General features: G+C 61.8%; 21 protein-coding genes and 1 pseudogene. 19 read left to right on the forward strand and 3 right to left on the reverse strand.

The window, feature by feature from the left end; genetic code table 11:
- Positions 1 to 20 precede the first annotated feature (20 nt).
- The 13 genes and pseudogenes from zapE to AC13QO_RS08185 all read left to right on the forward strand — a co-directional run bounded on the left by zapE (position 21) and on the right by AC13QO_RS08185 (position 13,560).
- Positions 21 to 1,184 carry a cell division protein ZapE gene (zapE, locus tag AC13QO_RS08125; protein WP_285195348.1) on the forward strand — a complete coding sequence of 388 codons (1,164 nt, stop codon included), beginning with the start codon at positions 21 to 23 and terminating at the stop codon, positions 1,182 to 1,184.
- Between the two features lie 174 nt (positions 1,185 to 1,358).
- Positions 1,359 to 2,321 (forward strand): malate dehydrogenase, encoded by a 963-nt coding sequence (mdh, locus tag AC13QO_RS08130; protein ID WP_004679265.1) that lies wholly within the window; start codon positions 1,359 to 1,361, stop codon positions 2,319 to 2,321.
- A gap of 34 nt (positions 2,322 to 2,355) precedes the next feature.
- The gene (sucC, locus tag AC13QO_RS08135) at positions 2,356 to 3,549 is read left to right on the forward strand and encodes an ADP-forming succinate--CoA ligase subunit beta (RefSeq protein WP_488540400.1); all 1,194 of its coding nucleotides are present in this window, start codon (positions 2,356 to 2,358) and stop codon (positions 3,547 to 3,549) included.
- Positions 3,550 to 3,568: 19 nt separating this feature from the next.
- Positions 3,569 to 4,471: a succinate--CoA ligase subunit alpha gene (gene sucD / locus AC13QO_RS08140; RefSeq protein ID WP_008528022.1), complete on the forward strand. Its 903-nt coding sequence runs from the start codon at positions 3,569 to 3,571 to the stop codon at positions 4,469 to 4,471.
- A gap of 167 nt (positions 4,472 to 4,638) precedes the next feature.
- Entirely contained in the window at positions 4,639 to 7,623 is a 2,985-nt protein-coding gene (locus AC13QO_RS08145) for a 2-oxoglutarate dehydrogenase E1 component (RefSeq protein WP_085780223.1), read from the forward strand.
- 16 nt (positions 7,624 to 7,639) lie between these two features.
- Entirely contained in the window at positions 7,640 to 7,948 is a 309-nt protein-coding gene (locus tag AC13QO_RS08150) for a YciI family protein (RefSeq protein WP_488540401.1), read from the forward strand.
- 39 nt (positions 7,949 to 7,987) lie between these two features.
- Positions 7,988 to 9,244 carry a 2-oxoglutarate dehydrogenase complex dihydrolipoyllysine-residue succinyltransferase gene (odhB, locus tag AC13QO_RS08155; protein ID WP_488540402.1) on the forward strand — a complete coding sequence of 419 codons (1,257 nt, stop codon included), beginning with the start codon at positions 7,988 to 7,990 and terminating at the stop codon, positions 9,242 to 9,244.
- An 11-nt stretch (positions 9,245 to 9,255) separates the two neighbouring features.
- Entirely contained in the window at positions 9,256 to 10,005 is a 750-nt protein-coding gene (locus AC13QO_RS08160) for a DUF4241 domain-containing protein (protein WP_488540403.1), read from the forward strand.
- A complete protein-coding gene (locus AC13QO_RS08165) occupies positions 10,002 to 10,532 on the forward strand; it encodes a hypothetical protein (protein ID WP_488540404.1) in 531 nt (176 codons plus the stop codon). The genes AC13QO_RS08160 and AC13QO_RS08165 overlap by 4 nt, the downstream gene beginning before the upstream one ends.
- The gene (locus AC13QO_RS08170) at positions 10,529 to 11,281 is read left to right on the forward strand and encodes an SDR family oxidoreductase (protein WP_488540405.1); all 753 of its coding nucleotides are present in this window, start codon (positions 10,529 to 10,531) and stop codon (positions 11,279 to 11,281) included. Before AC13QO_RS08165 ends, AC13QO_RS08170 begins: the two co-directional genes overlap by 4 nt.
- Positions 11,282 to 11,297: 16 nt before the next feature.
- A pseudogene (locus AC13QO_RS08175) lies at positions 11,298 to 11,534 on the forward strand (LysE family translocator); the annotation flags it as partial.
- 17 nt (positions 11,535 to 11,551) lie between these two features.
- Complete coding sequence (lpdA, locus tag AC13QO_RS08180) at positions 11,552 to 12,958, forward strand: dihydrolipoyl dehydrogenase (protein WP_488540406.1); 1,407 nt, start codon at positions 11,552 to 11,554, stop codon at positions 12,956 to 12,958.
- A gap of 101 nt (positions 12,959 to 13,059) precedes the next feature.
- Positions 13,060 to 13,560 (forward strand): cytochrome b, encoded by a 501-nt coding sequence (locus tag AC13QO_RS08185; RefSeq protein WP_085779697.1) that lies wholly within the window; start codon positions 13,060 to 13,062, stop codon positions 13,558 to 13,560.
- A gap of 12 nt (positions 13,561 to 13,572) precedes the next feature.
- On the opposite strand, the gene AC13QO_RS08190 is transcribed toward AC13QO_RS08185, so the two are convergent.
- A complete protein-coding gene (locus tag AC13QO_RS08190) occupies positions 13,573 to 14,649 on the reverse strand; it encodes a TraB/GumN family protein (protein WP_488540469.1) in 1,077 nt (358 codons plus the stop codon).
- Positions 14,650 to 14,816: 167 nt separating this feature from the next.
- Positions 14,817 to 15,752 (reverse strand): tyrosine recombinase XerC, encoded by a 936-nt coding sequence (locus tag AC13QO_RS08195; protein WP_488540407.1) that lies wholly within the window; start codon positions 15,750 to 15,752, stop codon positions 14,817 to 14,819.
- 139 nt (positions 15,753 to 15,891) lie between these two features.
- Between AC13QO_RS08195 and AC13QO_RS08200 the strand changes: the two genes are divergently transcribed.
- Together AC13QO_RS08200 and AC13QO_RS08205 are read left to right on the forward strand one after the other, a co-directional pair.
- Positions 15,892 to 16,842, forward strand: coding sequence for a GNAT family N-acetyltransferase (locus AC13QO_RS08200; protein ID WP_285195341.1), 951 nt, complete (start codon positions 15,892 to 15,894; stop codon positions 16,840 to 16,842).
- 4 nt (positions 16,843 to 16,846) lie between these two features.
- Positions 16,847 to 17,281, forward strand: coding sequence for a GNAT family N-acetyltransferase (locus AC13QO_RS08205; RefSeq protein ID WP_285195340.1), 435 nt, complete (start codon positions 16,847 to 16,849; stop codon positions 17,279 to 17,281).
- A gap of 17 nt (positions 17,282 to 17,298) precedes the next feature.
- Here the strand turns inward: AC13QO_RS08205 and AC13QO_RS08210 are convergent, their stop codons facing one another.
- On the reverse strand, positions 17,299 to 18,231 hold the full coding sequence (locus AC13QO_RS08210) for a dihydrodipicolinate synthase family protein (RefSeq protein WP_285195339.1): 933 nt from the start codon (positions 18,229 to 18,231) through the stop codon (positions 17,299 to 17,301).
- Positions 18,232 to 18,417: 186 nt separating this feature from the next.
- On the opposite strand from AC13QO_RS08210, the gene AC13QO_RS08215 reads away from it, so the two are divergent.
- From AC13QO_RS08215 to atpA, 4 genes are all read left to right on the forward strand, one after another.
- Positions 18,418 to 20,634: a primosomal protein N' gene (locus AC13QO_RS08215; RefSeq protein WP_488540408.1), complete on the forward strand. Its 2,217-nt coding sequence runs from the start codon at positions 18,418 to 18,420 to the stop codon at positions 20,632 to 20,634.
- A 70-nt stretch (positions 20,635 to 20,704) separates the two neighbouring features.
- Complete coding sequence (locus tag AC13QO_RS08220; RefSeq protein ID WP_085779691.1) at positions 20,705 to 21,094, forward strand: AGROH133_08824 family phage infection protein; 390 nt, start codon at positions 20,705 to 20,707, stop codon at positions 21,092 to 21,094.
- A gap of 255 nt (positions 21,095 to 21,349) precedes the next feature.
- Positions 21,350 to 21,916: a F0F1 ATP synthase subunit delta gene (locus AC13QO_RS08225; protein ID WP_085779690.1), complete on the forward strand. Its 567-nt coding sequence runs from the start codon at positions 21,350 to 21,352 to the stop codon at positions 21,914 to 21,916.
- Positions 21,916 to 23,445 carry a F0F1 ATP synthase subunit alpha gene (gene atpA / locus AC13QO_RS08230; RefSeq protein ID WP_008527976.1) on the forward strand — a complete coding sequence of 510 codons (1,530 nt, stop codon included), beginning with the start codon at positions 21,916 to 21,918 and terminating at the stop codon, positions 23,443 to 23,445. The genes AC13QO_RS08225 and atpA overlap by 1 nt, the downstream gene beginning before the upstream one ends.
- Positions 23,446 to 23,467 lie beyond the last annotated feature (22 nt).

The following is a 23,467-nucleotide window of genomic DNA, read 5'->3' on the forward strand; positions in this document are numbered from 1 at the left end:
CGACAGGCGGACGTGCCCTCATGCAGCCAATGCCAGATTATACGCTCAGCGTTTGCGAACAGCTCAAATCGCTGACGCTTGCTGGTGCGTTGCAGGTCGATTCCGCCCAGATGGAGGTGGCCAAAAGCCTGGATCGGGTGCTTGCCGGGCTGAAGCAGCTGCGGCCGGCGGCCAAAGCGAGCGCGCTCGGTTGGTTGTTTGCCAAGAAGAAGAAAGCCGCCGACGGCATCAAGGGGCTTTACATTCACGGCAGCGTCGGACGCGGCAAGACCATGCTGATGGACATGTTCTTTGCCATGGCGCCGTGCAGGAAGAAGCGCCGGGCGCATTTCCATGAATTCATGGCGGATGTGCACAACCGTATCGCGGCACACCGGCTGAAGCTCAAGAACGGCGAGACGAAGCAGGCCGATCCGATGCCGCCGGTCGCCGCAGCCCTCTACGATGAAGCGGAACTGCTCTGCTTCGATGAATTCACCGTCACCGACATTGCCGACGCGATGATCCTGTCGCGGTTGTTTTCCGAACTCTTCGCGCGGGGATGTGTGCTGGTGGCGACCTCGAATGTCGAACCGGACAATCTCTACAAGGATGGGCTCAATCGCGGCCTGTTCCTGCCCTTCCTCGCTCTGCTCAAGCAACATGTCGATGTCGTCACACTGGATTCGCCGACCGACTACCGGATGGAGAAGCTGAACAGCCAACCGGTCTATCTCGTGCCGATCAACGAACATAATGACATGGCGATGGAGGCATCCTGGACACAGGCGCTGCATGGGCGCAAGGCGCAGCCGCTCGATATTCCGATGAAGGGGCGCTCCATCCACGTGCCGCTTGCCGCCGACCGGATGGCGCGCTTCTCTTTCGCCGATCTCTGCGACAAGCCGCTCGGGGCCGCCGACTTCCTGGCCATTGCCGAACGCTTCGACACCGTGTTCCTCGATCACGTTCCCCTGCTCGGGCCGGAGAAGCGGAACCAGATCAAGCGTTTCATCATTCTGGTCGATACGCTCTACGATCATGCCGTGCGGCTTTACATTTCGGCGGCGGCGTTGCCGGAGGACTTACTCATCAACCGTCGGGGCACCGAGAGCTTTGAATTCGATCGCACGGCATCGCGCCTGTTCGAGATGCGGAGCGCGGAATATCTTGCACTGCACCATGAGAAACGCGCCGCTGAATAACAGCACTGCGACAAAATGTGTTACGTTTACGTAAGAATTTTGGCATCTAAACGATTGAAAACGCTGCATCAAAATTAATGGATTGCCATTTTTAGCCTTTGGGTCTATGCGATTGCGTCATTGAGCGGCCTTGCAGCGTCGTTCGACGGATTTGATCGCAAAGGAAACAGCGAAATGGCGCGTAACAAGATCGCACTCATTGGTTCTGGCATGATTGGTGGTACACTGGCGCATCTCGCCGGCCTGAAGGAACTGGGCGACATCGTCCTCTTCGACATCGCCGACGGCATCCCCCAGGGCAAGGGCCTCGACATCGCACAGTCCTCGCCGGTCGAAGGCTTCGACGCCAATCTGACCGGCGCCAGCGACTATTCGGCGATCGAAGGCGCCGACGTCTGCATCGTCACCGCCGGCGTCCCGCGCAAGCCGGGCATGAGCCGCGACGATCTTCTCGGTATCAACCTCAAGGTCATGGAGCAGGTCGGCGCCGGCATCAAGAAGTATGCCCCGAACGCCTTCGTGATCTGCATCACCAACCCGCTCGATGCCATGGTCTGGGCGCTGCAGAAGTTTTCCGGCCTTCCGGCCAACAAAGTCGTCGGCATGGCAGGTGTTCTCGACTCCTCGCGCTTCCGCCTCTTCCTCGCCAAGGAATTCAACGTCTCCGTTCAGGACGTCACGGCCTTCGTTCTCGGCGGCCACGGCGACACGATGGTGCCGCTCGCCCGCTACTCGACGGTCGGCGGCATTCCGCTCACCGACCTCGTCACCATGGGCTGGGTCACCAAGGAGCGCCTCGAAGAGATCATCCAGCGCACCCGTGACGGCGGCGCCGAGATCGTCGGCCTGCTGAAGACCGGATCAGCCTATTATGCGCCGGCTGCCTCGGCGATCGAAATGGCCGAATCCTATCTCAAAGACAAGAAACGCGTCCTGCCTTGCGCGGCCCATCTGACCGGCCAATACGGCGTCAAGGACATGTATGTCGGCGTTCCCACCGTCATCGGCGCCGGCGGCGTCGAGCGCGTCATCGAGATCGATCTCAACAAGACTGAGAAGGAAGCCTTCGACAAGTCGGTGGCCGCTGTCGCCGGTCTGTGCGAAGCCTGCATCAACATCGCGCCTGCCCTGAAGTAATCGGCGCTGAAGTAATCGAAACAGGGATAGACCCATGAACATTCATGAATATCAGGCCAAGGCTCTGCTGAAGGGCTATGGCGCGCCGGTTGCCGAGGGTGTGGCAATTCTCAAGGTCGAAGAAGCCGAGGCGGCCGCCAAGTCGCTTCCCGGCCCGCTTTACGTGGTCAAGAGCCAGATCCATGCGGGCGGCCGCGGCAAGGGCAAGTTCAAGGAGCTGTCGCCGGAAGCCAAGGGCGGCGTACGTCTCGCCAAGTCGATCGAAGACGTCGTTGCCAACGTCAAGGAGATGCTCGGCAACACGTTGGTGACTGCGCAGACCGGCGAAGCCGGCAAGCAGGTCAACCGTCTCTACATCGAAGACGGCGCCGACATCGAACGCGAACTCTACTGCTCGCTGCTGGTCGACCGTTCGGTCGGTAAGGTCGCCTTCGTCGTCTCCACCGAAGGCGGCATGGACATCGAGGCCGTCGCGCACGATACGCCTGAAAAGATCCAGACGATCGCCATCGATTCGGAAGTCGGCGTGACGACTGCCGACGTCGCCAAGATATCCGCCGCTCTCAAGCTCGAAGGTGCTGCCGCAGAAGACGCCAAGTCGCTCTTCCCGCTGCTCTACAAGGCCTTCAACGAGAAGGACATGTCCCTTCTCGAAATCAATCCGCTGATCGTCATGAAGAATGGCCATCTGCGGGTTCTTGACGCCAAGATGTCCTTCGACGGCAACGCGCTCTTCCGTCACGACGACGTCCGGGCGCTGCGCGACGAGACCGAAGAAGACGCCAAGGAAATCGAGGCTTCCAAGTGGGACCTCGCTTACGTCGCGCTCGACGGCAATATCGGCTGCATGGTCAACGGCGCGGGCCTCGCCATGGCAACGATGGATATCATCAAGCTGTACGGCAAGGAGCCGGCCAATTTTTGCGACGTCGGTGGCGGCGCCGGCAAGGAGAAGGTCGCTGCGGCCTTCAAGATCATCACCGCAGACCCGAAGGTCGAGGGCATTCTCGTCAACATCTTCGGCGGTATCATGAAGTGCGACGTCATCGCTGAAGGCGTCATTGCCGCGGTCAAGGAAGTCGGTCTCAAGGTTCCGCTCGTCGTGCGCCTTGAAGGCACCAATGTCGAGCTCGGCAAGAAGATCCTGAACGAGTCGGGTCTCGCGATCACGGCGGCTGACGACTTGGACGATGCGGCCAAGAAGATCGTCGCGGCGATCAACGGCTAATTTTGAGGGATCGGAAAGAATGTCTATTCTCGTCAATAAAGACACCAAGGTCCTCGTTCAGGGTCTGACCGGCAAGACCGGCACGTTCCACACCGAACAGGCGCTCGCTTATTACGGCACCCAGATGGTCGGCGGCATCCACCCGAAGAAGGGTGGTGAAACCTGGACCGGCGCAAAGGGCGAAAGCCTGCCGATCTTCGCGACCGTTGCCGAGGGCAAGGAAAAGACCGGCGCCGATGCGACCGTCATCTATGTTCCGCCGGCGGGCGCTGCCGATGCCATCATCGAAGCGATCGACGCCGAGATACCGTTCATCACCTGCATCACCGAAGGCATTCCGGTCATGGACATGGTGCGCGTGAAGGCTCGCCTCGACCGCTCCAAGTCGCGCCTGCTTGGGCCGAACTGCCCGGGCATCCTGACGCCGGAAGAATGCAAGATCGGCATCATGCCGGGCTCGATCTTCCGCAAGGGTTCGGTCGGGATCGTGTCCCGCTCGGGCACGCTGACCTATGAAGCCGTCTTCCAGACCTCCAACGAAGGTCTCGGCCAGACAACGGCCGTCGGCATCGGCGGCGACCCGGTCAAGGGCACCGAGTTCATCGATGTGCTCGAGATGTTCCTCGCCGACGAAGCCACGACTTCGATCATCATGATCGGCGAAATCGGCGGCTCCGCTGAAGAAGACGCAGCCCAGTTCCTGAAGGACGAGGCCAAGAAGGGCCGCAAGAAGCCGATGGCCGGCTTCATCGCAGGCCGTACGGCACCGAAGGGCCGCACCATGGGCCATGCCGGCGCCGTGGTATCCGGCGGCAAGGGCGACGCTGAATCGAAGATCGCAGCGATGGAATCGGCTGGCATCAAGGTGTCTCCGTCTCCGGCCCGCCTCGGCAAGACGCTGGTGGAAGTCCTGAAGGGCTGAAGCCGCCTATAGACCGGGCGGAGGAACGGCATCTGCGCCTTCGCCCGGCTTGCATACGAGAGCAGCAGATGCGCCGCGGACAGGCGGCGATCGGAATGCGGCAGCCGGCGATCGATCCGGCAAAATCATCAAAGTCAGGAGGCGGACGGAAGCGTTCGCATATCACCATGGCACGGCAAGAAGCCAACGAGCAGTTTCAGATCACCTCGTTTCTGGATGGCGCCAACGCGGCCTATATCGAGCAACTCTATGCGCGCTACGAAGAGGACCCTGCGTCAGTCGACGATCAATGGCGCGCCTTCTTCAAGGCGCTGGAAGACGATCCTGCCGATGTGAAAAAGGCGGCAAAGGGAGCTTCCTGGCGTAGAAAGAACTGGCCTCTGGCAGCCGGCGGCGATCTGGTGTCGGCTCTCGACGGCGACTGGGGCATCGTCGAGAAGGTGATCGAGACGAAGGTGAAGGCCAAGGCCGCAGCCGAGGGCAAGCCTGCCGACAGCACCGACGTGCTGCAGGCGACGCGCGATTCCGTCCGCGCCATCATGATGATCCGCGCCTACCGCATGCGCGGCCACCTGCACGCCAAGCTTGACCCGCTCGGAATCGCCGCCACCGTCGATGATTATCGCGAGCTGTCGCCGGAAAATTACGGCTTCACATCAGCCGATTACGACCGCAAGATCTTCATCGACAACGTGCTCGGCCTGGAATACGCGACCATCCGCGAGATGATCGAGATCCTCGAGCGCACCTACTGCTCGACGCTCGGCGTCGAATTCATGCATATCTCCAACCCGGAAGAGAAGGCGTGGATCCAGGAGCGCATCGAAGGCCCGGACAAGGGCGTGGCCTTCACGCCTGAGGGCAAGAAGGCGATCCTTTCGAAACTCGTCGAAGCCGAAGGCTACGAGCAGTTCCTCGACGTCAAGTTCAAGGGCACCAAGCGCTTCGGCCTGGATGGCGGCGAATCGCTGATCCCGGCTCTGGAGCAGATCCTGAAGCGCGGTGGTCATCTCGGCCTGAAGGAAGCCGTGTTTGGCATGGCCCATCGCGGCCGCCTTAACGTGCTCTCGCAGGTCATGGGCAAGCCGCACCGCGCCATCTTCCACGAATTCAAGGGCGGTTCCTACGCACCCGATGAAGTCGAAGGCTCGGGCGACGTCAAGTACCATCTCGGTGCATCCTCCGACCGCGAATTCGACGGCAACAAGGTACACGTGTCTCTGACGGCGAACCCATCGCATCTGGAAATCGTCGATCCCGTGGTGATGGGCAAGGCTCGCGCCAAGCAGGACATGAGCGCTACGGTGTGGGAGGGCGACATCATTCCGCTTTCCGAACGCGCCAAGGTTCTGCCGCTGCTGATCCATGGCGATGCGGCCTTCGCCGGCCAGGGCGTCATTGCCGAAATCCTCGGTCTTTCCGGTCTGCGCGGCCACCGTGTTGCCGGCACCATGCACGTCATCATCAACAACCAGATCGGCTTCACCACCAATCCGGCCTTCTCGCGCTCGTCGCCCTATCCGTCCGACGTCGCCAAGATGATCGAAGCACCGATCCTGCACGTCAACGGCGACGATCCGGAAGCGGTCGTCTACGCAGCCAAGATCGCGACCGAATTCCGCATGAAGTTCCACAAGCCTGTGGTACTCGACATGTTCTGCTATCGCCGCTACGGCCACAATGAAGGCGACGAGCCGTCCTTCACGCAGCCGAAGATGTACAAGGTGATCCGCGGCCACAAGACCGTGCTGCAGCTCTATGCGGCCCGCCTCGTCGCCGAGGGACTGGTTACCGAAGGCGAAGTCGAGAAGATGAAGGCCGACTGGCGCGCGCATCTCGAGCAGGAGTTCGACGCCGGCCAGCACTACAAGCCGAATAAGGCCGACTGGCTGGATGGCGAGTGGTCGGGCCTGCGCACGGCCGACAATGCCGACGAACAGCGCCGCGGCAAGACCGCGGTGCCGATGAAGACGCTGAAGGAGATCGGCCGCAAGCTCTCGGAAATCCCGGCAGGCTTCAATGCGCACCGCACGATCCAGCGTTTCATGGAAAACCGGGCCAACATGATCGCCACGGGCGAGGGCCTCGACTGGGCGATGGCCGAAGCGCTCGCCTTTGGCGCGCTCTGCCTGGAAGGCCACAAGATCCGTCTGTCCGGTCAGGATTGCGAACGCGGCACCTTCTCGCAGCGTCACTCTGTTCTCTACGATCAGGAGACCGAGGAACGCTACATTCCGCTCGCCAATCTTTCGCCGACGCAGGCCCGCTACGAAGTCATCAATTCGATGCTTTCGGAAGAGGCCGTGCTCGGCTTCGAATACGGCTACTCGCTCGCCCGCCCGAATGCGCTGACGCTCTGGGAAGCGCAGTTCGGCGATTTCGCCAACGGCGCGCAGGTGGTCTTCGACCAGTTCATCTCCTCGGGCGAACGCAAGTGGCTGCGCATGTCCGGCCTCGTGTGCCTGTTGCCGCACGGCTATGAAGGTCAGGGTCCGGAGCACTCCTCGGCTCGCCTGGAACGCTTCCTGCAGCTCTGCGCGGAAGACAACATGCAGGTCGCCAATGTCACGACGCCGGCGAACTATTTCCACATCCTGCGCCGGCAGCTGAAGCGCGACTTCCGCAAGCCGCTGATCCTGATGACGCCGAAGTCGCTGCTGCGCCACAAGCGAGCGGTCTCGACACTTGCCGAACTGGCCGGTGAATCCGCCTTCCACCGCCTGCTGTGGGATGATGCCGAGGTGATCAAGGACGGCCCGATCAAGCTGCAGAAGGACAACAAGATCCGCCGCGTCGTCATGTGCTCCGGCAAGGTCTATTACGATCTTCTCGAAGAGCGTGAAAAACGCGGCATCGACGACATCTATCTCCTGCGCGTCGAGCAGCTCTATCCGTTCCCGGCAAAGGCGCTGATCAACGAGCTGTCGCGCTTCCGCAATGCCGAGATGGTCTGGTGCCAGGAAGAGCCGAAGAACATGGGCGCATGGTCGTTCATCGACCCGTTCCTCGAATGGGTGCTCGCCCATATCGATGCGAAATACCAGCGCGTCCGCTATACCGGCCGTCCGGCCGCTGCCTCGCCGGCGACGGGCCTGATGTCGAAGCATCTGTCGCAGCTCGCCGCATTCCTCGAGGATGCATTGGGCGGCTAAATCAAGGGGGGGCGCAATGGCTTACTTCTTTCTGAGACTGCTGCCGCCGCGCCCCACTTTTCCGCACGACGGGACGGGGGAGGAAATGGCGGCGATGAAACGCCATGTCGAATATTGGCATCGGCAGGCCCTTGCGGGATCGGCAATTGTCGTCGGTCCCGTGTTCGAGGGTCAAGGCGCCTTCGGCATGGCAGTCGTCGAAGTCGAGGATCAGGCGGCGGCACAAGCGCTTGCCGACGGCGATCCCATCATCGCTTCCGGTCTCGGTTTCCGTTTCGATATCCTGCTAATGCCCTCGATCATTTTGCGGCCGCCCGCCGTCTGAAACGCATAAACGAAAACACACGAAATCAGGATTTGAACAATGGCCACAGAAATCCGCGTTCCAACTCTCGGTGAATCCGTCAGCGAGGCAACCGTCGGCACCTGGTTCAAGAAGGTCGGCGACGCCATCAAGGCCGACGAGCCGATTCTGGAGCTTGAAACCGACAAGGTGACCATCGAAGTTCCCGCGCCCGTCTCCGGCACGCTTTCGGAAATCGTCGCTGCCGCCGGCGAGACCGTCGGCCTCGGTGCGTTGCTCGGCCAGATCTCCGCAGGTGCCGGCGCCGCCGCCGCGCCGGCTGCTGCCGCACCGGCCGCTCCCGCCCAGCCAGCCCCGGCTGCCGCGGCCCAGCCAGCTGCTGGTGCCGCTGCATCGTCGTCGAGTGCTTCCGTCCCCACCATGCCGCCGGCACCGGCGGCTGCGAAGATGCTGGCCGAAAGCAATCTTTCCGCCGATCAGGTCGACGGCAGCGGCAAACGCGGCCAGGTGCTGAAGGGCGATGTCATCGCCGCCGTCGCCAAGGGCATTTCCGCTCCGGCGGCCGTACCGGCAGCGGCGCCGGTTGCAGCGCGTGGCCCGTCGACGGTCGAGGATGCCTCACGCGAAGAGCGCGTGAAGATGACGCGCCTGCGCCAGACGATCGCCAAGCGCCTCAAGGACGCGCAGAACACCGCCGCCATGCTGACCACCTATAACGAGGTGGACATGAAGGCAGTCATGGACCTGCGCAACAAGTACAAGGACATTTTCGAGAAGAAGCACGGCGTCAAGCTCGGCTTCATGGGCTTCTTCACCAAGGCGGTGACGCATGCCCTGAAGGAACTGCCGGCAGTCAATGCCGAGATCGATGGCACCGACATCATCTACAAGAACTACTGCCATGTCGGCATGGCCGTCGGCACCGACAAGGGCCTCGTCGTTCCTGTTATCCGCGACGCCGACCAGATGTCGATCGCCGAAATCGAGAAGGAACTCGGCCGCCTTGCCAAGGCGGCCCGTGATGGCTCGCTTGCTATGGCCGACATGCAGGGCGGCACCTTCACCATCACCAATGGCGGCGTCTACGGTTCTCTGATGTCTTCGCCGATCCTCAACGCGCCGCAGTCCGGCATTCTCGGCATGCACAAGATCCAGGAGCGGCCGGTTGCAATCGGCGGCCAGGTGGTCATCCGTCCGATGATGTATCTGGCGCTGTCCTACGATCACCGTATCGTCGACGGCAAGGAAGCGGTCACCTTCCTCGTGCGTGTCAAGGAGAGCCTCGAAGATCCGGAACGTCTGGTTCTCGATCTCTAAGGAGCATTTCGATGCGGAACCGGGTCATGCGAGCGGCGCGCCTTCTTCTTTGCGCTGCCGTCGCGCATGCGCCGGTCTCCGCGTCGGCTGCCGGCTGGGATGTCGGCAAGGCCAGCAGCAATTTCGAGTTGGTGGCGCTTGATGATGCCGAACTCTCCAGCCGGTCGATCGACGTGGTCCATATGGGCGATGTCGAGCTGACGTCGGGGCGCATTGTCGCTGCCGATCCGCTTGCTCAGCCGGATCGTCCGGCGCTGGCAAGAACGGTTGCGCCGGGCGACTATCCGGTGACGCTCTACCGGGCCTTCGGGCGCGTCGCGGCGGCCAGCATGCGGTTTGCCGAGGGCAAGCCCGATCATTGGGAGCTAGCTGTCCTTCCCGGGCAGGACCCGGCGATGCTGAAGGATGACGAGATCTTCGGCTATCCCGTCGATGCCGGCATCGGCTGCTACATGGATGCCGATACGCTTGATCTGATCGATGAGCGTGAAGCGCAGGTCCAGGCGCAGAAGCCGGGCGTCGACATCAACTATTATGATGACGTGCTGGCTTCGGACCTCGATGCCAACAAGAACCACTATGCGCTGCACCGGCCGATTGCCGGCAAAAAGGGCAACGTCGCTGTGTTCTGGAGCGGCTGGGGCGACGGTGTCTATCCTGTCCTCTGGGGCCTCGACAAGGACGGTCGTCCATTGGTGCTGTTGACGGATTTTGGTGTGATCGAGAATGCCGATGGACGGCGAGAGGCGATGGTGCAATGAGCGGGTCGATCGGGATCATGGCAGGGCGGAAAGGCGTGGCTGCAATTGCAGCCGCCGCGGTTTTCACCACTCCGGTTGCCGCGTTCGCCGCCGACTGCAAACAGGAGCACGCCGTTTACGTCGACCGTGACGGCGCCTATGAACTGCGTTTTATACCGCTGAATTCTCCCTCGGCTGCCGCCAGCAACCAGTTCAAGGTCAATGCGCTCGAGACATCCGTCGTCATGGAAGGCTACGTGATGCCATCGGAAGATCCGGTGCGGGCGATCGGCATCCTGATGTTCAACTGCCCGGAGGGAGACGCGACCGGCGCCGACCTCGATGCATGCACCGTCTGGCAGGGCGCCGTCTACGGTATGAATGCCCAGGGCGAGATGGACAATCTGCAGCCGGAGGGCGCGGCGGCGGCCGAAAAGCTCGTGCTTCCCGGCCTTGGTCCCGACATTCGTGAATCGAGCGCCTGGGGCGAGGGCAAGGCTTCGGTGGCGCCGTGGGACGTGCTGACTTTCAAGGAGTGTGCGACATGAGTGATGCACCTGTTGTTCTCGTGACCGGCGGCAGCCGGGGTATTGGCGCCGCGGTCTGCCGGCTCGCCGCGCGCCAGGGCTGGCGCGTCGCCGTGAATTACGCCTCCAGCCGACAGGCGGCGGAGGCTGTCGTTGCGGCGATCACCGAGGCCGGCGGCGAGGCCGTGGCGATCCAGGGCGATGTCGGCAAGGCTGCCGATATCGCCGCGATGTTTGCAGCGGTCGACCGTCATTTCGGCCGGTTCGACGGGCTGGTCAACAATGCCGGCATTGTCGATTATCCGCAGCGGGTCGATGAGATGTCGATGGAGCGGGTCGAAAGGATGCTGCGCGTCAATGTGACCGGCTCCATCCTGTGCGCGGGAGAGGCCGTTCGCCGCATGTCGAGCCGTCATAGTGGGCGGGGCGGCGCGATCGTCAATGTTTCGTCGATGGCGGCAATCCTCGGCTCGGCCACACAGTATGTCGATTATGCGGCTTCGAAGGCGGCGATCGATACCTTCACCGTCGGGCTCGCGCGTGAGGTCGCAGCCGAGGGTATTCGTGTGAATGCCGTCAGACCCGGTATCATCGAAACCGATCTGCATGCTTCGGGCGGACTGCCGGACCGGGCCCGCGAAATGGCACCGTCGGTCCCGATGCAGCGTCCAGGCACGGCCGAGGAGGTGGCAGACGCTATCCTCTATCTTCTTTCTCCTTCCGCCTCCTATGTCACCGGCGCGATCCTCAACGTGAGCGGCGGCCGCTAGAAAGACGGGTAAAAACAGCATGCAGTATACGCTCGTGCATCACGATACGCCTGTCCTTATCCAGTTTTTCCTACGGCATCGGCATGGCGACGGCGCTGGTCGCCTTGTTTGCCGGCGTCTTCTATTTCTTCACGGTCAGGCGATCCGTGACCGCTTCATCGCCAGCGGCAAATGGTTCAACCGCATCACCGGAGCGGCACTCGTAGCCTTCGGCTTCCGCCTGGCGCTGTCGCGCGAGTCGACTAATCGATAAATTCAAAGGAAAAAGTAATGTCTCATGATGTGATCATTATCGGAACCGGCCCGGGCGGCTATGTCTGCGCCGTCAAGGCAGCCCAGCTCGGCCTCAAGGTCGCCGTCGTCGAAAAGCGCGCGACTTATGGCGGCACCTGCCTGAACGTCGGCTGCATTCCGTCGAAGGCGCTGCTACATGCTTCCGAAATGTTCCATCAGGCCGGCCACGGATTAAGCGCGCTTGGCATCGACGTGCCGGCGCCGACGCTCAACCTCGGCAACATGATGGCGCACAAGGATGCGACGGTGAAGGCGAATGTCGACGGCGTCGCCTTCCTCTTCAAAAAGAACAAGATCGACGCTTTCCAGGGTACCGGCAAGATCGTTTCGGCCGGCAAGGTTTCCGTCACCGCCGAGGATGGAACGGCGCAGGAGATCGAGGGCAAGAACATCGTCATCGCCACCGGCTCCGACGTCGCCGGAATTCCCGGCGTGCAGGTCGAGATCGATGAAAAGACCATCATTTCCTCCACCGGCGGCATCGCACTGGAAAAGGTGCCGGAAACGTTGATCGTCGTCGGCGGCGGCGTCATCGGCCTCGAACTCGGCTCGGTCTGGTCGCGTCTCGGCGCGAAGGTCACGGTCGTCGAATATCTCGACACCATCCTCGGCGGCATGGACGGCGAGGTCTCCAAGCAGTTCCAGCGCATGCTTGCCAAGCAGGGCATCGATTTCAACCTCAGTGCCAAGGTCACCGGCGTCGAGAAGGGCGGCAAGGGCGCCAAGGTCACATTCGAGCCGGTCAAGGGCGGTGACGCGGTGACCCTCGACGCCGAAGTCGTGCTGATCGCCACCGGCCGTAAGCCCTATACCGCAGGCCTCGGCCTGGAAGAGGCAGGAGTCGTGCTCGACAATCGCGGCCGCGTCGAGATCGACGGCCACTTCAGGACCAATGTCGCCGGCATCTATGCGATCGGCGACGTGGTGAAGGGTCCGATGCTGGCGCACAAGGCGGAAGACGAGGGTGTGGCGCTCGCCGAAATTCTCGCCGGTCAGCATGGCCACGTCAATTATGAGGTCATTCCGAGCGTCGTCTATACCCAGCCGGAGGTCGCCTCGGTCGGTAAGACCGAGGAGGAACTGAAGGCGGCGGGCATCGCTTACAAGGTCGGCAAATTTCCCTTCACCGCAAACGGCCGCGCCCGCGCAATGCTGGCGACCGACGGCTTCGTCAAGATCCTCGCGGACAAGGAGACCGATCGCGTGCTCGGCGGCCATATCGTCGGCTTCGGTGCCGGCGAGATGATCCACGAGATCACCGTGCTGATGGAATTCGGCGGCTCATCGGAAGATCTCGGTCGGACCTGCCATGCACATCCGACGATGTCCGAAGCGGTCAAGGAGGCTGCACTCGCGACCTTCTTCAAGCCGATCCATATGTAATCTTACATCTTCGTAATGAAGCGCGCAGCCGCTTGCCGAGAGGCAAGCGGCTGTTTTAGTTGTCTCATATCGCAAAGTTCGAGCATCGGGGGAGATCAGGAATGCAGCAGCCGTCCATCCTGAGTTACAGTCTCAGCCAACGTTTCCTCCACTGGGCCGTGGCGCTGCTGATCTTCTTCAATCTGCTGTTTCCCGACGGGATGAATATTTGGCACCGCCTCGTTCGCAGGGGCGAGGTTCCGACGCCCGAGCAGATTGCCTCGGCGAATATTCACGCCTACGTCGGCATCGCCATTCTGCTGCTTGCCGTCCTCAGGCTCTGTCTGCGTTTTATGCAGGGTGTGCCGCCTGAGGTTTCGCAGGAGCCGGCGATCTTTCGTCTAGGGGCAAAGCTCGCCCATGCGGCGCTTTATATCCTGCTCTTCGCGCTGCCGCTTTCCGGCATCGCCGCTTACTATTTCGGCATCAATCCCGCCGGCTTCGTGCACGCGGATGTCTTGAAGATCGTTCTTTGGGGGCTGATCGCCGCCCACGTCGCCGGCGCGCTCGTCCATCAGTTCTATTGGAAGAGCAATGTGCTGCGCCGCATGACGCTCGGCTGACCGAAAACGAGTTCAGTTCACGGCGGTAACGGTGAAGCCCTGCTTGCGCAGCAACTCGATGACGCCGCCCTCGCCGGGCAGATGCAGGGCGCCGACGGCCATGAAGACGTTGCCACCGTCGAGAATGGGTGCGGCGCGCTCTGCCATGACCTTGTTTCGATCGAGGATGACTCGCTGTTCGAAGGCAGCATAGTCGCTGCTTTCTCCTTCGTTCTCCGGCGTCACTGTCTTCAGGATCGGCATGGTCATGCCGATATCGCCGGAGAGGTAGAGATCGGTCATCGTTTCGACGATATCATTCATTTTGGCTCCGAGTTCCAGCGTCTCGATCAGCGACTTCATATGGAATTCGACCGGCAGATCGGCCATGGCCTGGATCTGCTCGGCAAGGGTTTCCAGCCCCTTGACCTGCTTGCCTTCAGCAACGGCGTCGCTGGCAATTTTCTGGTCGAGAAACTGCACGCCTCTGGCCTTGCGTGCGAGTTCGCAGGCCGGAAGGGCGACGGCGCTGGCGATCATCCATGGCCGCATGCGGGAGACGGCGGTGAGGGGGATGCCGCGCTGCTTGAGGCCGGCTTCCAGGCGCTTGTAATCCTCGGCAGAGAGCAGCTTGTCGATCGTCGTGCCGTCGGTGAACATCGTCAGTTCCGGCCGCGCGAGCAGGGCGGCGGTTGCCTTGCGTTCATCGAGGATCTCGTCGGATTCGATGATGATCGTATTGGCTGCGTCGTGGGCGGCCTGGGCGCGCGGTGGCAGGGCAAGCACACGGGGATCGGTCACATGCATGCTGCCGAGCAGCCATGAGGGGGCAAGTCCAGGCTTTTCGATCTTCCAGAAGATGCCCTTGCCGTTCGGCGTTGCCTCGGCTTCCTTGACCGCCTCGGCATATCGGGCGGGGTCGCTCTGCTGCAAGTCGACCATCAGATTGCGGCCGGTGCACGCAGCGTCTTCGGCCGCCGCCGGCCTTGCGGCCAGGAGGGCGACAAACAGGGCTGCTACAAGCAGCATGTGGAAGGCCGCAATCAGCCAGAGCAGCAGATTGCCGGGTGCTGCGAGGAAAAAAGCCCGGCGGCTGATCGAAGTCGTCATCATGGTATTCCCCACATGCCCAATCGCTTCTGCTCTACGCTCGGCTTACGCATAATCCTTTAAGAGAATGCGTTAACGAAAACTTAGCGCATCGCATCCAGCCGAATTCATGGGCGCTGAGCGTGTCGAATGTGGGGTGCCGTCGTCACAAGCGCTGCAGAAATGCATCAAGCGCGCGGATGCGCTCGATCATACACCTCAAGCAGCCGCGACGCATCGACGCCGGTATAGACCTGTGTTGTCGAAAGGCTGGCGTGGCCGAGCAGTTCCTGGATGGTGCGCAGATCGCCGCCGCCGGCAAGCAGATGGGTGGCGAAGGAGTGGCGGAGCGCATGCGGCGTCGCCGTCTCCGGCAGGCCGAAGGCGCCCCGCAGCTTCTGCATGGTCCGCTGGATGATCGCCGCCTGCAGCTTGCCGCCGCGGGCGCCGCGAAACAGCGGCCCACCGCTGTCGAGATCATACGGGCAGAGTGCGCGATATTTTTCGACCGCGTCAAAAACCACGGCCAGAAGCGGCACCAGCCGTGTCTTGTTGCCTTTGCCGGTGATGCGCAGCGTCGTCGCGCCCTTTTGCAGGTCGGCGGGAACGAGATTCAGTGCCTCGGAGATGCGTAGGCCGCAGCCGTAGAGCAGCGTCATGACAGCCGCATCGCGCGCGGCAACCCAGGGTTCGTCATGCAATTGGGCTTCATCGCTGACGATGGTGATCGCCTGCGTGTCCGACAGCGGTTTGGGCAGCGACTTCGGCTGCTTCGGCGAACGGATCGCGCCGGCGCCGGCGGCATTGACCAGGCCTTTCTTTTCCAGGTGACGCAACAGCGAGCGAAGGCCGGCAAGATTGCGGCCGAGCGAACGGGCGCCGGAGCCTTGTCTGCGCCGAGCGGCAAGGAAGGCGCGGAAATCGGCGGGGCGCAATTCCCTGATATCCGCGAGGGTCGCCGGGCCGGCGAGATGGCCGGTCAGGAAGGTCAGAAACTGGCGGGTGTCGCGCTCATAGGCATCGAGCGTATGCTCGGAAAGACGGCGTTCACGAGCGAGGTTTTCGAGCCACGCAGCGCGTTCCGCCATCAGGCGCGGGTCGGCGATTACAAGCAGTTCATTCACGTTGCTGGCCTTGAATTTGCCTTCAAGTCCGCCAATTTGAAGCAGGAACGGTTATCGAATTGCTAATGCCGGCCAAGCCATTGTCATCCTTCGATCATATTGTACTGCGATAGCTTACAGCCCATAGACAGGATCTTTCATGGCACGGCGCGACTCCATGACGGCTTTCGGACAACTCGCGGAAGCGATCGCTCTCGTTTCACAGGGAAAGCCCGGTCACATCGTCGATACGCTGATTGCCGAACGCGGCCAGAGGATCGTGAAACATCCGCTCTGGCCGGTCATGCGACCATTCCTCTACACGCTTCTGCGCTATAACAAGGCGATCGAATTCGCCAATGCGGTTGCCAAGATGCCGGGGTTCCAGTCGTTCGAGTATTTGAGCGACGTGCTGAAGCTCGACATCGGCGTCGCCAACGGCGAACGCATTCCCGACAGCGGCGGCTTCATCCTCGTCAGCAATCACCCCACTGGCATTGCCGACGGGGTCGCCGTATTCGATCTGCTGAAAACGCGCCGGCCTGATATGATGTTCTTTGCCAATCGCGACGCGATCCGCGTCAACCCGCGTTTTGCCGAGATGGTCATCCCCGTCGAATGGCGGGAGGAGCACAAGAGCAAGCTTAAGGCGCGCGAGACGCTACAATTGACGAACCACGCTGTGCGGGAAGGCAAGGCCACCGTGCTCTTTCCATCGGGCCGCATCGCCTATTGGGCGAACGGCCGGCTCAACGAACGCCCATGGAAAACGTCGGCCGTCGGGCTGGCGCGCAAATACAATCTGCCGATCCTCCCCGTCCACATGACGGCGCGCAATTCCGGCCTGTTCTACTGGCTGGCGAAGTGGTCGACGGAGCTTCGCGACATGACGGTTTTCCACGAACTCTTGAACAAGCGCGGCGACCGTTTCGATTTCGTCATCGGCAATCTCATTCCCGCCGAACATCTCGATGGCGATGTCAACGAGGTGACGAAGGCGCTGGAGAAACATACGGTCCACGACATGGCCCGCGATGGGGACGCGACCTTCGTGCCGGTCGCCGGGCCGGCTGCGGCGATGCCGCGCGAGATGTCGGTTCTGGCCGTCTAGAACCGTGACGATCGATATTCGCATCTTCCGTGATCGTTTGCCGGAGGCGATGGCGGGGCTTGCGCACGACGCCCGGCAGGAAGGCCATCTCCATATCGGCCGGCTTATCGATGAGTGGGCAGCTGGCGACATCCGCTTCGCGCGTGACGGCGAAAGGCTGCTCGGCGCCTTTGCCGGCGAAACACTCGTTGGTGTTGGTGTCATCGAACCCACCCTGCCGGAAGCGCTGCGGATGCGGCGCTTCTACGTCCGCCCTGGGATGCGCAGTCGCGGCGTCGGGCGGATGCTTGCGCTCGCCCTTCTGGATCACGCGCGGCGCTTCTGCCGTTGTGTCACCGTGCATGCGGGAAACGACGGTGCGGCGAAATTTTGGGAGTCGCTTGAGTTTCGTCCCAGTGAGCAGGATGGCTACACCCATGTTCTCGACCTGCGCGGTTGAGGCGAGACCGCACACCATCATGCGCCGATCTCCTTGAGGCGGACGCCCTGGCGGGCCAAAAGCCGCTCGACATCGGCAATGTCGAGCGCTGAAAGTCTAAGCCCCGGCTTGCGCAAGGCGGGGGACTTGATGACGCCGCGCTTGGCAAGCACGTATTTGCGGCAGGCAAGACCGATGCCCTGCTGCTGTTCATAGCGGGCGAGCGGCAGGTAGGCATCGAAGATTTCGTAGGCGCGATCAGCATTGCCGGCGCTATAGGCATCGACGACACCGACCATCATTTCGGGATAGCAGAAGCCGGTCATGGCGCCGTCGGCGCCCCGGCCCATTTCTTCGGGCAGGAAAAGCCCTCCATTGCCGCAGAGAATGGAGATGCGCCGCATGCCGCGCGTGTCGCTGGCTGCGCGGAGTGCGGTGATTTTCGACAGGCCAGGCCAATCCTCGTGTTTGAGCATGACGCAATTCGGCACCTCCCTGACGATGCGCTCGATGACCGCGGATGCGATCGTCACATTGGTCGTGAGCGGATAGTCCTGCAGTACGAAAGGCGTATCACCCAGGGTTTCACCAACCGACTGGTAGAAGGCGAAGGCCTGATCGTCGGTCCTGATGGTCCACGGCGGCGCAACCATGACGCCGGCGGCACCTTCGCCCATGACGGCCTTGGCGAGTTCCCTCATCGGGGCAAGTCCGGGCGCCGACACGCCGACGACCACCGGCAGGCGCCCGTCGAGGCGCTTCAGTACACGCTCGACCACGATCCGCGATTCGTCCGCAGTCAGCTTCGGGGCCTCGCCGAGCTGGCCGAGCACTGTCAGGCCGGTGACGCCGGCGCCTTCGTAGAAATCGACCATGCAGTCGACGCTTTCGAGATCGAGCGCGCCGTCGTCGGCAAAGGGAGTTACGGCGATAACGTAGACGCCTTTGGCATTCTCGGTCAGTCTGGCCATTCATGCTCTCCGATTCAGCTGTCGAACAAATCTACCGGAAATCTAGGCGGCCGATTGCTTGCCCCGCAACCTTTTCGTCAAGACGCGGTCCGTCTTGGCGCGTCTTCGTTATCCACATTCTCCCCCGACGAGGCATCGCGTCTTTGCGGTTCCAATTCCAGCGATTTGCGGGCATGGTCTCGCGCGATGAGCATAGATTCGTCCGATCTCTTTGGCGCGCTTTTCGAAGCACCGCCCGTGAACCGAACGGTTCCGGTGCTGGTGCCGATGCCGGCGCCGAAACCCTATTCCTACTCGGTGCCTGAGGGCATGACGGTCGAGCCCGGCTCGGTCGTGCAGGTGCCGCTCGGGCCGCGGCAGGTGATCGGTGTCGTCTGGGACGGCGGCGAAGATGGCGTCGATCCGAAGAAGCTTCGGCCGATCAGCCATGTCTTCGATTGCCCGCCGCTTTCCAAGGAAATGCGGGATTTCATCGATTGGGTGGCGAGCTATACGCTCTCCCCGCCCGGTCTCGTCGCGCGCATGGCGCTCAGGGCGCCGAACGCCTTCGAGCCGGAGCCCATGGTGGAGGGGCTGAAATTCGTCGGCGGCGAACCTGAGCGGATGACACCGGCGCGTGCGCGCGTGCTCGCGGCCGCCTCCGACGGTCTGTCCTGGACGCGCAGCGGTCTGGCGCATGCGGCCGGTGTTTCGACGAGCGTGGTCGATGGACTGGTCACGCTCGGCATTTTCGAAACGGTGTTCCTGCCGCCGCCGCCAGTCGTGGCGATGCCGGATCCCGACTTTGCCGCCGCGCGCCTCGAAGGGCCGCAGAAAGAGGCGGCGGCGGAAATCGTCTCCGACGTCCGCAGGGGCGAATTTTCGGTGTCGCTGATCGATGGCATCACGGGTTCCGGCAAGACGGAAGTCTATTTCGAGGCGATCGCCGAGACCCTGAAACGTGGCAAGCAGGTGCTGATCCTGCTGCCGGAGATCGCGCTGACGGCCAGTTTCCTCGAGCGTTTTCAGGGACGCTTCGGAGCAAAGCCGGCCGAATGGCATTCCGATCTCGCCCCGCGCATGCGCGAAAAAGTCTGGCGCCAGGCGGTGACCGGCGAAGTGCGCGTCGTGGCCGGCGCCCGCTCGGCGCTCTTCCTGCCTTTCGAGAATCTCGGCCTCATCATCGTCGACGAGGAGCATGATCCCGCTTACAAGCAGGAAGATAGGGTTTTCTACAATGCCCGTGACATGGCCGTCGTGCGCGGCCGCATCGGCGATTTTCCCGTCATCCTGGTCTCTGCGACACCATCCGTCGAAAGCCAGGTCAACGGACAGAACGGCCGCTACAGCACTGTCCACCTGCCCACCCGATTCGGCGACGCGGCGCTGCCGGACCTGCATCTCATCGATATGCGCAGACACGCGCCGGAGCGGGGTGGCTTCCTCTCGCCGGTGCTGATCCGGGCGATCGGCAAGACGGTGGAGAGGCGGGAGCAGGCGCTGCTTTTTCTCAATCGGCGCGGCTATGCGCCGCTGACGCTCTGCCGGGTCTGCGGTCACCGCTTCCAATGCCCGCAATGTTCGAGCTGGCTAGTCGAGCATCGCTTCCGCAAGCAGCTGCAGTGCCATCAATGTGGTCATGCCGAGCGCACGCCCGAGGCATGCCCGGAATGCGGGACGCTCGACCATCTGGTCGCCTGCGGGCCAGGCGTCGAGCGCATCGCCGAAGAGGTGGAACGACATTTCCCCGAAGCGCGGACGATCGTCCTCTCCTCGGACATGATGGGCGGCGTGAAGCGGCTGCGGCTGGAGCTTGATGCGATCGCGAAGGGTGAGGCCGATATCGTCATCGGCACCCAGCTCGTTGCCAAGGGGCATAATTTTCCGCTGATGACGCTGGTCGGCATCGTCGATGCCGATCTCGGCCTTGCCAATGGCGATCCGCGCGCGGCCGAGCGCACTTTTCAGCTTCTGTCGCAGGTGACGGGCCGCGCCGGCCGCACCGGTCTCAAAAGCCACGGGCTGCTGCAGACCTACCAGCCGCAGCATCCGGTCATGCAGGCCATTGTTTCCGGCGATTCCGATGCCTTTTACGAGCGCGAAATCACCGAGCGCGAACGCGCGGCATTGCCACCCTTCGGCCGGCTCGCCTCGATCATCGTTTCGGCCGAAACGCGCCATGACGCGGAGAACCATGCGCGTGGCATGCGCAACGCTGCACCCCAGGTCTCCGGCATCTCAGTGCTCGGCCCGGCGGAAGCGCCGCTTGCCCTGGTGCGCGGCCGCCACCGCTTCCGCCTTTTGGTCCACGGACGCCGCAACTCCGACATGCAGGGTTTTCTGCGGGCGATGCTGTCGCAATCTCCGAAGGAGCGCGGGTCGGTACAGGTGCAGCTCGACGTCGATCCGCAGAGTTTTCTCTAATGGCGCCATTTCCTCCTTTTCCGGCTCATGTCATAAAACACCGATTCTTCGGGTGATTTGAGGCTGATGCATGGAATTCTATTTTCCGACCGAGCTCGGCGAGCAGCTGGCGTTCTGCGCCGCCGCTTTTACGGCGCTGGCCGGCTTCATCATGATGTTTGCGCCGGGCCATGCTTTCCGTCTTCTCGGCTTGCAGGTGCAGGAGGGGCGGTCGGAAGGATATGGCGAGGGACGCTCGATGGGCGGCTTCTATCTCGGCTTCGGGCTTTCGGCGATCCTGCTTGCGCAGGACTGGATCTACATGGCGCTCGGCGCCTCCTTCAGCATGGCTGCCTTTGCGCGGATCATATCGATCCTGTCCGATAAGGGGAGCAATCTGGTCAACTATTTACTTCTGGTTGTGCAAGTCGTGCTTGCTGCGTTACCGCTGCTTTATGTTTTCGGCTTCATTCAAACGTGAATTTCACCGCTGGCGGGCCGCCTTCGCGGCCTGTCCGGAAGCCTTTGCTCAATTTTGCGAACAGAAATTCATGCGAAAGGCGTATTCGGACGTTACGCGTGTTGCGAGTCCGAACATCCTATGTTAGACGGACCCCGAATTTCGGAAGAAGCAAGAGGCTTCTCTTGTGATTTCTGGGGGAAATCAAAACGAATTCAAGATCATAGGTTCGGCGCCCGCCGAGAGCCGGATTTTGGATTGAAATCAGGGAAATTTGTGCCAGTGGCAGACACGTCCCAGCTTACTTCTGGTGTTGCAGAGCGCTATGCCTCGTCGCTTTTCGAGCTGGCGCTCGAAGAGGGTGCCGTCGCTACCGTAACTGCAGACCTTGACCGTTTCCAGGCGATGCTGGATGAGAGCGATGATTTGAAGCGCTTCATACTGAGCCCGGTTTTCTCTGCCGAGGACCAGCTGAAGGCCATCGTCGCCATCAGTGAAAAGGCCGGCATCTCGGGCTTCTTTGCCAACTTCCTGAAGGTCGTGGCGCGCAACCGACGCCTCTTCGCTCTGCCCGGCATGATCAAGGCCTTCCGGCTGATCGCCGCCAATCATCGCGGCGAAATTTCTGCCGAGGTCACCTCGGCCCATGCTCTCTCAGCAGAGCAGGAAAATGAATTGAAGGCGGCGCTGAAGGGCGTCACCGGCAAAGACGTGGCAATTGCTGTCACGGTTGATCCGTCAATTCTTGGTGGTCTGATCGTCAAGGTCGGGTCCCGTCAGATTGATACGTCTCTTCGTACCAAACTCTCTACCCTTAAGCTTGCATTGAAAGAGGTCGGCTGATGGATATCCGCGCCGCGGAAATTTCCGCAATTCTCAAAGACCAGATCAAAAATTTCGGCAAAGAGGCAGAAGTCTCGGAAGTCGGCCAGGTTCTCTCCGTCGGTGACGGTATCGCTCGCGTTTACGGTCTGGACAATGTTCAGGCTGGTGAAATGGTCGAGTTTCCCGGCGGCATCCGCGGCATGGCCCTGAACCTTGAATCCGACAACGTTGGTGTCGTTATTTTCGGCTCCGACCGCGACATCAAGGAAGGGGACACCGTCAAGCGCACCGGCGCCATCGTCGACGTGCCGGTCGGTCCGGAGCTGCTCGGCCGCGTCGTCGACGCTCTCGGCAACCCGATCGACGGCAAGGGCCCGATCAACGCGACCCGCCGTGCGCGCGTTGACGTCAAGGCTCCAGGCATCATTCCGCGCAAGTCGGTTCACGAGCCAATGTCGACCGGCCTCAAGGCCATCGACGCTCTGATCCCCGTCGGCCGCGGCCAGCGCGAGCTCGTCATCGGCGACCGCCAGACCGGCAAGACTGCCATCCTGCTCGACACCTTCCTGAACCAGAAGCCAATCCACGACAACGGCCCCGACAACGACAAGCTCTACTGCGTCTACGTCGCCGTCGGCCAGAAGCGCTCCACGGTTGCCCAGTTCGTCAAGGTTCTCGAAGAGCGCGGCGCCCTGAAGTACTCGATCATCGTCGCTGCGACTGCTTCCGATCCAGCTCCGATGCAGTTCCTCGCTCCGTTCGCAGGTTGCGCAATGGGCGAATACTTCCGCGACAACGCTCAGCACGCCCTGATCGGCTATGACGACCTGTCCAAGCAGGCTGTCGCTTACCGTCAGATGTCGCTGCTGCTGCGCCGCCCGCCGGGCCGCGAAGCTTATCCGGGCGACGTTTTCTACCTGCACTCGCGCCTGCTCGAACGCGCCGCAAAGATGAACGACGACAAGGGCGCCGGTTCGCTGACCGCTCTGCCTGTCATCGAAACGCAGGGCAACGACGTTTCGGCCTTCATTCCGACCAACGTGATCTCGATCACCGACGGCCAGATCTTCCTTGAAACCGACCTATTCTATCAGGGTATCCGCCCGGCCGTTAACGTCGGCCTGTCGGTTTCGCGCGTCGGTTCCTCGGCCCAGATCAAGGCGATGAAGCAGGTTGCCGGTTCGATCAAGGGTGAACTCGCCCAGTATCGTGAAATGGCCGCCTTCGCCCAGTTCGGTTCGGACCTCGACGCTGCGACGCAGCGCCTCTTGAACCGCGGCGCACGCCTGACCGAACTCCTGAAGCAGCCGCAGTTCTCGCCGCTGAAGACGGAAGAGCAGGTCGCCGTGATCTTCGCTGGCGTCAATGGCTATCTCGACAAGCTGCCGGTCGCTCAGGTCGGCAAGTTCGAACAGGGCCTGTTGTCCTATCTGCGCTCGGAAGGCTCTGCCATCCTCGACGCGATCCGCACGGAAAAGGCTATCAGCGACGATACTCGGGGCAAGCTCACCGCTGCTCTCGATAGCTTCGCCAAGTCTTTCCAGTAATCGGGCCCAGTTAGGACGGATA

Source organism: Rhizobium sp. CNPSo 3670 (assembly GCF_057784555.1).

Excerpts from the sequence above, each read along its gene's own strand:
- zapE (WP_285195348.1), top strand. The coding sequence starts at position 21 with ATGCAGCCAATGCCAGATTATACGCTCAGCGTTTGCGAACAGCTCAAA.
- mdh (WP_004679265.1), top strand. The coding sequence starts at position 1,359 with ATGGCGCGTAACAAGATCGCACTCATTGGTTCTGGCATGATTGGTGGT.
- sucC (WP_488540400.1), top strand. The coding sequence starts at position 2,356 with ATGAACATTCATGAATATCAGGCCAAGGCTCTGCTGAAGGGCTATGGC.
- sucD (WP_008528022.1), top strand. The coding sequence starts at position 3,569 with ATGTCTATTCTCGTCAATAAAGACACCAAGGTCCTCGTTCAGGGTCTG.
- AC13QO_RS08145 (WP_085780223.1), top strand. The coding sequence starts at position 4,639 with ATGGCACGGCAAGAAGCCAACGAGCAGTTTCAGATCACCTCGTTTCTG.
- AC13QO_RS08150 (WP_488540401.1), top strand. The coding sequence starts at position 7,640 with ATGGCTTACTTCTTTCTGAGACTGCTGCCGCCGCGCCCCACTTTTCCG.
- odhB (WP_488540402.1), top strand. The coding sequence starts at position 7,988 with ATGGCCACAGAAATCCGCGTTCCAACTCTCGGTGAATCCGTCAGCGAG.
- AC13QO_RS08160 (WP_488540403.1), top strand. The coding sequence starts at position 9,256 with ATGCGGAACCGGGTCATGCGAGCGGCGCGCCTTCTTCTTTGCGCTGCC.
- AC13QO_RS08165 (WP_488540404.1), top strand. The coding sequence starts at position 10,002 with ATGAGCGGGTCGATCGGGATCATGGCAGGGCGGAAAGGCGTGGCTGCA.
- AC13QO_RS08170 (WP_488540405.1), top strand. The coding sequence starts at position 10,529 with ATGAGTGATGCACCTGTTGTTCTCGTGACCGGCGGCAGCCGGGGTATT.
- lpdA (WP_488540406.1), top strand. The coding sequence starts at position 11,552 with ATGTCTCATGATGTGATCATTATCGGAACCGGCCCGGGCGGCTATGTC.
- AC13QO_RS08185 (WP_085779697.1), top strand. The coding sequence starts at position 13,060 with ATGCAGCAGCCGTCCATCCTGAGTTACAGTCTCAGCCAACGTTTCCTC.
- AC13QO_RS08190 (WP_488540469.1), bottom strand. The coding sequence starts at position 14,649 with ATGACGACTTCGATCAGCCGCCGGGCTTTTTTCCTCGCAGCACCCGGC.
- AC13QO_RS08200 (WP_285195341.1), top strand. The coding sequence starts at position 15,892 with ATGGCACGGCGCGACTCCATGACGGCTTTCGGACAACTCGCGGAAGCG.
- AC13QO_RS08210 (WP_285195339.1), bottom strand. The coding sequence starts at position 18,231 with ATGGCCAGACTGACCGAGAATGCCAAAGGCGTCTACGTTATCGCCGTA.
- AC13QO_RS08215 (WP_488540408.1), top strand. The coding sequence starts at position 18,418 with ATGAGCATAGATTCGTCCGATCTCTTTGGCGCGCTTTTCGAAGCACCG.
- AC13QO_RS08220 (WP_085779691.1), top strand. The coding sequence starts at position 20,705 with ATGGAATTCTATTTTCCGACCGAGCTCGGCGAGCAGCTGGCGTTCTGC.
- atpA (WP_008527976.1), top strand. The coding sequence starts at position 21,916 with ATGGATATCCGCGCCGCGGAAATTTCCGCAATTCTCAAAGACCAGATC.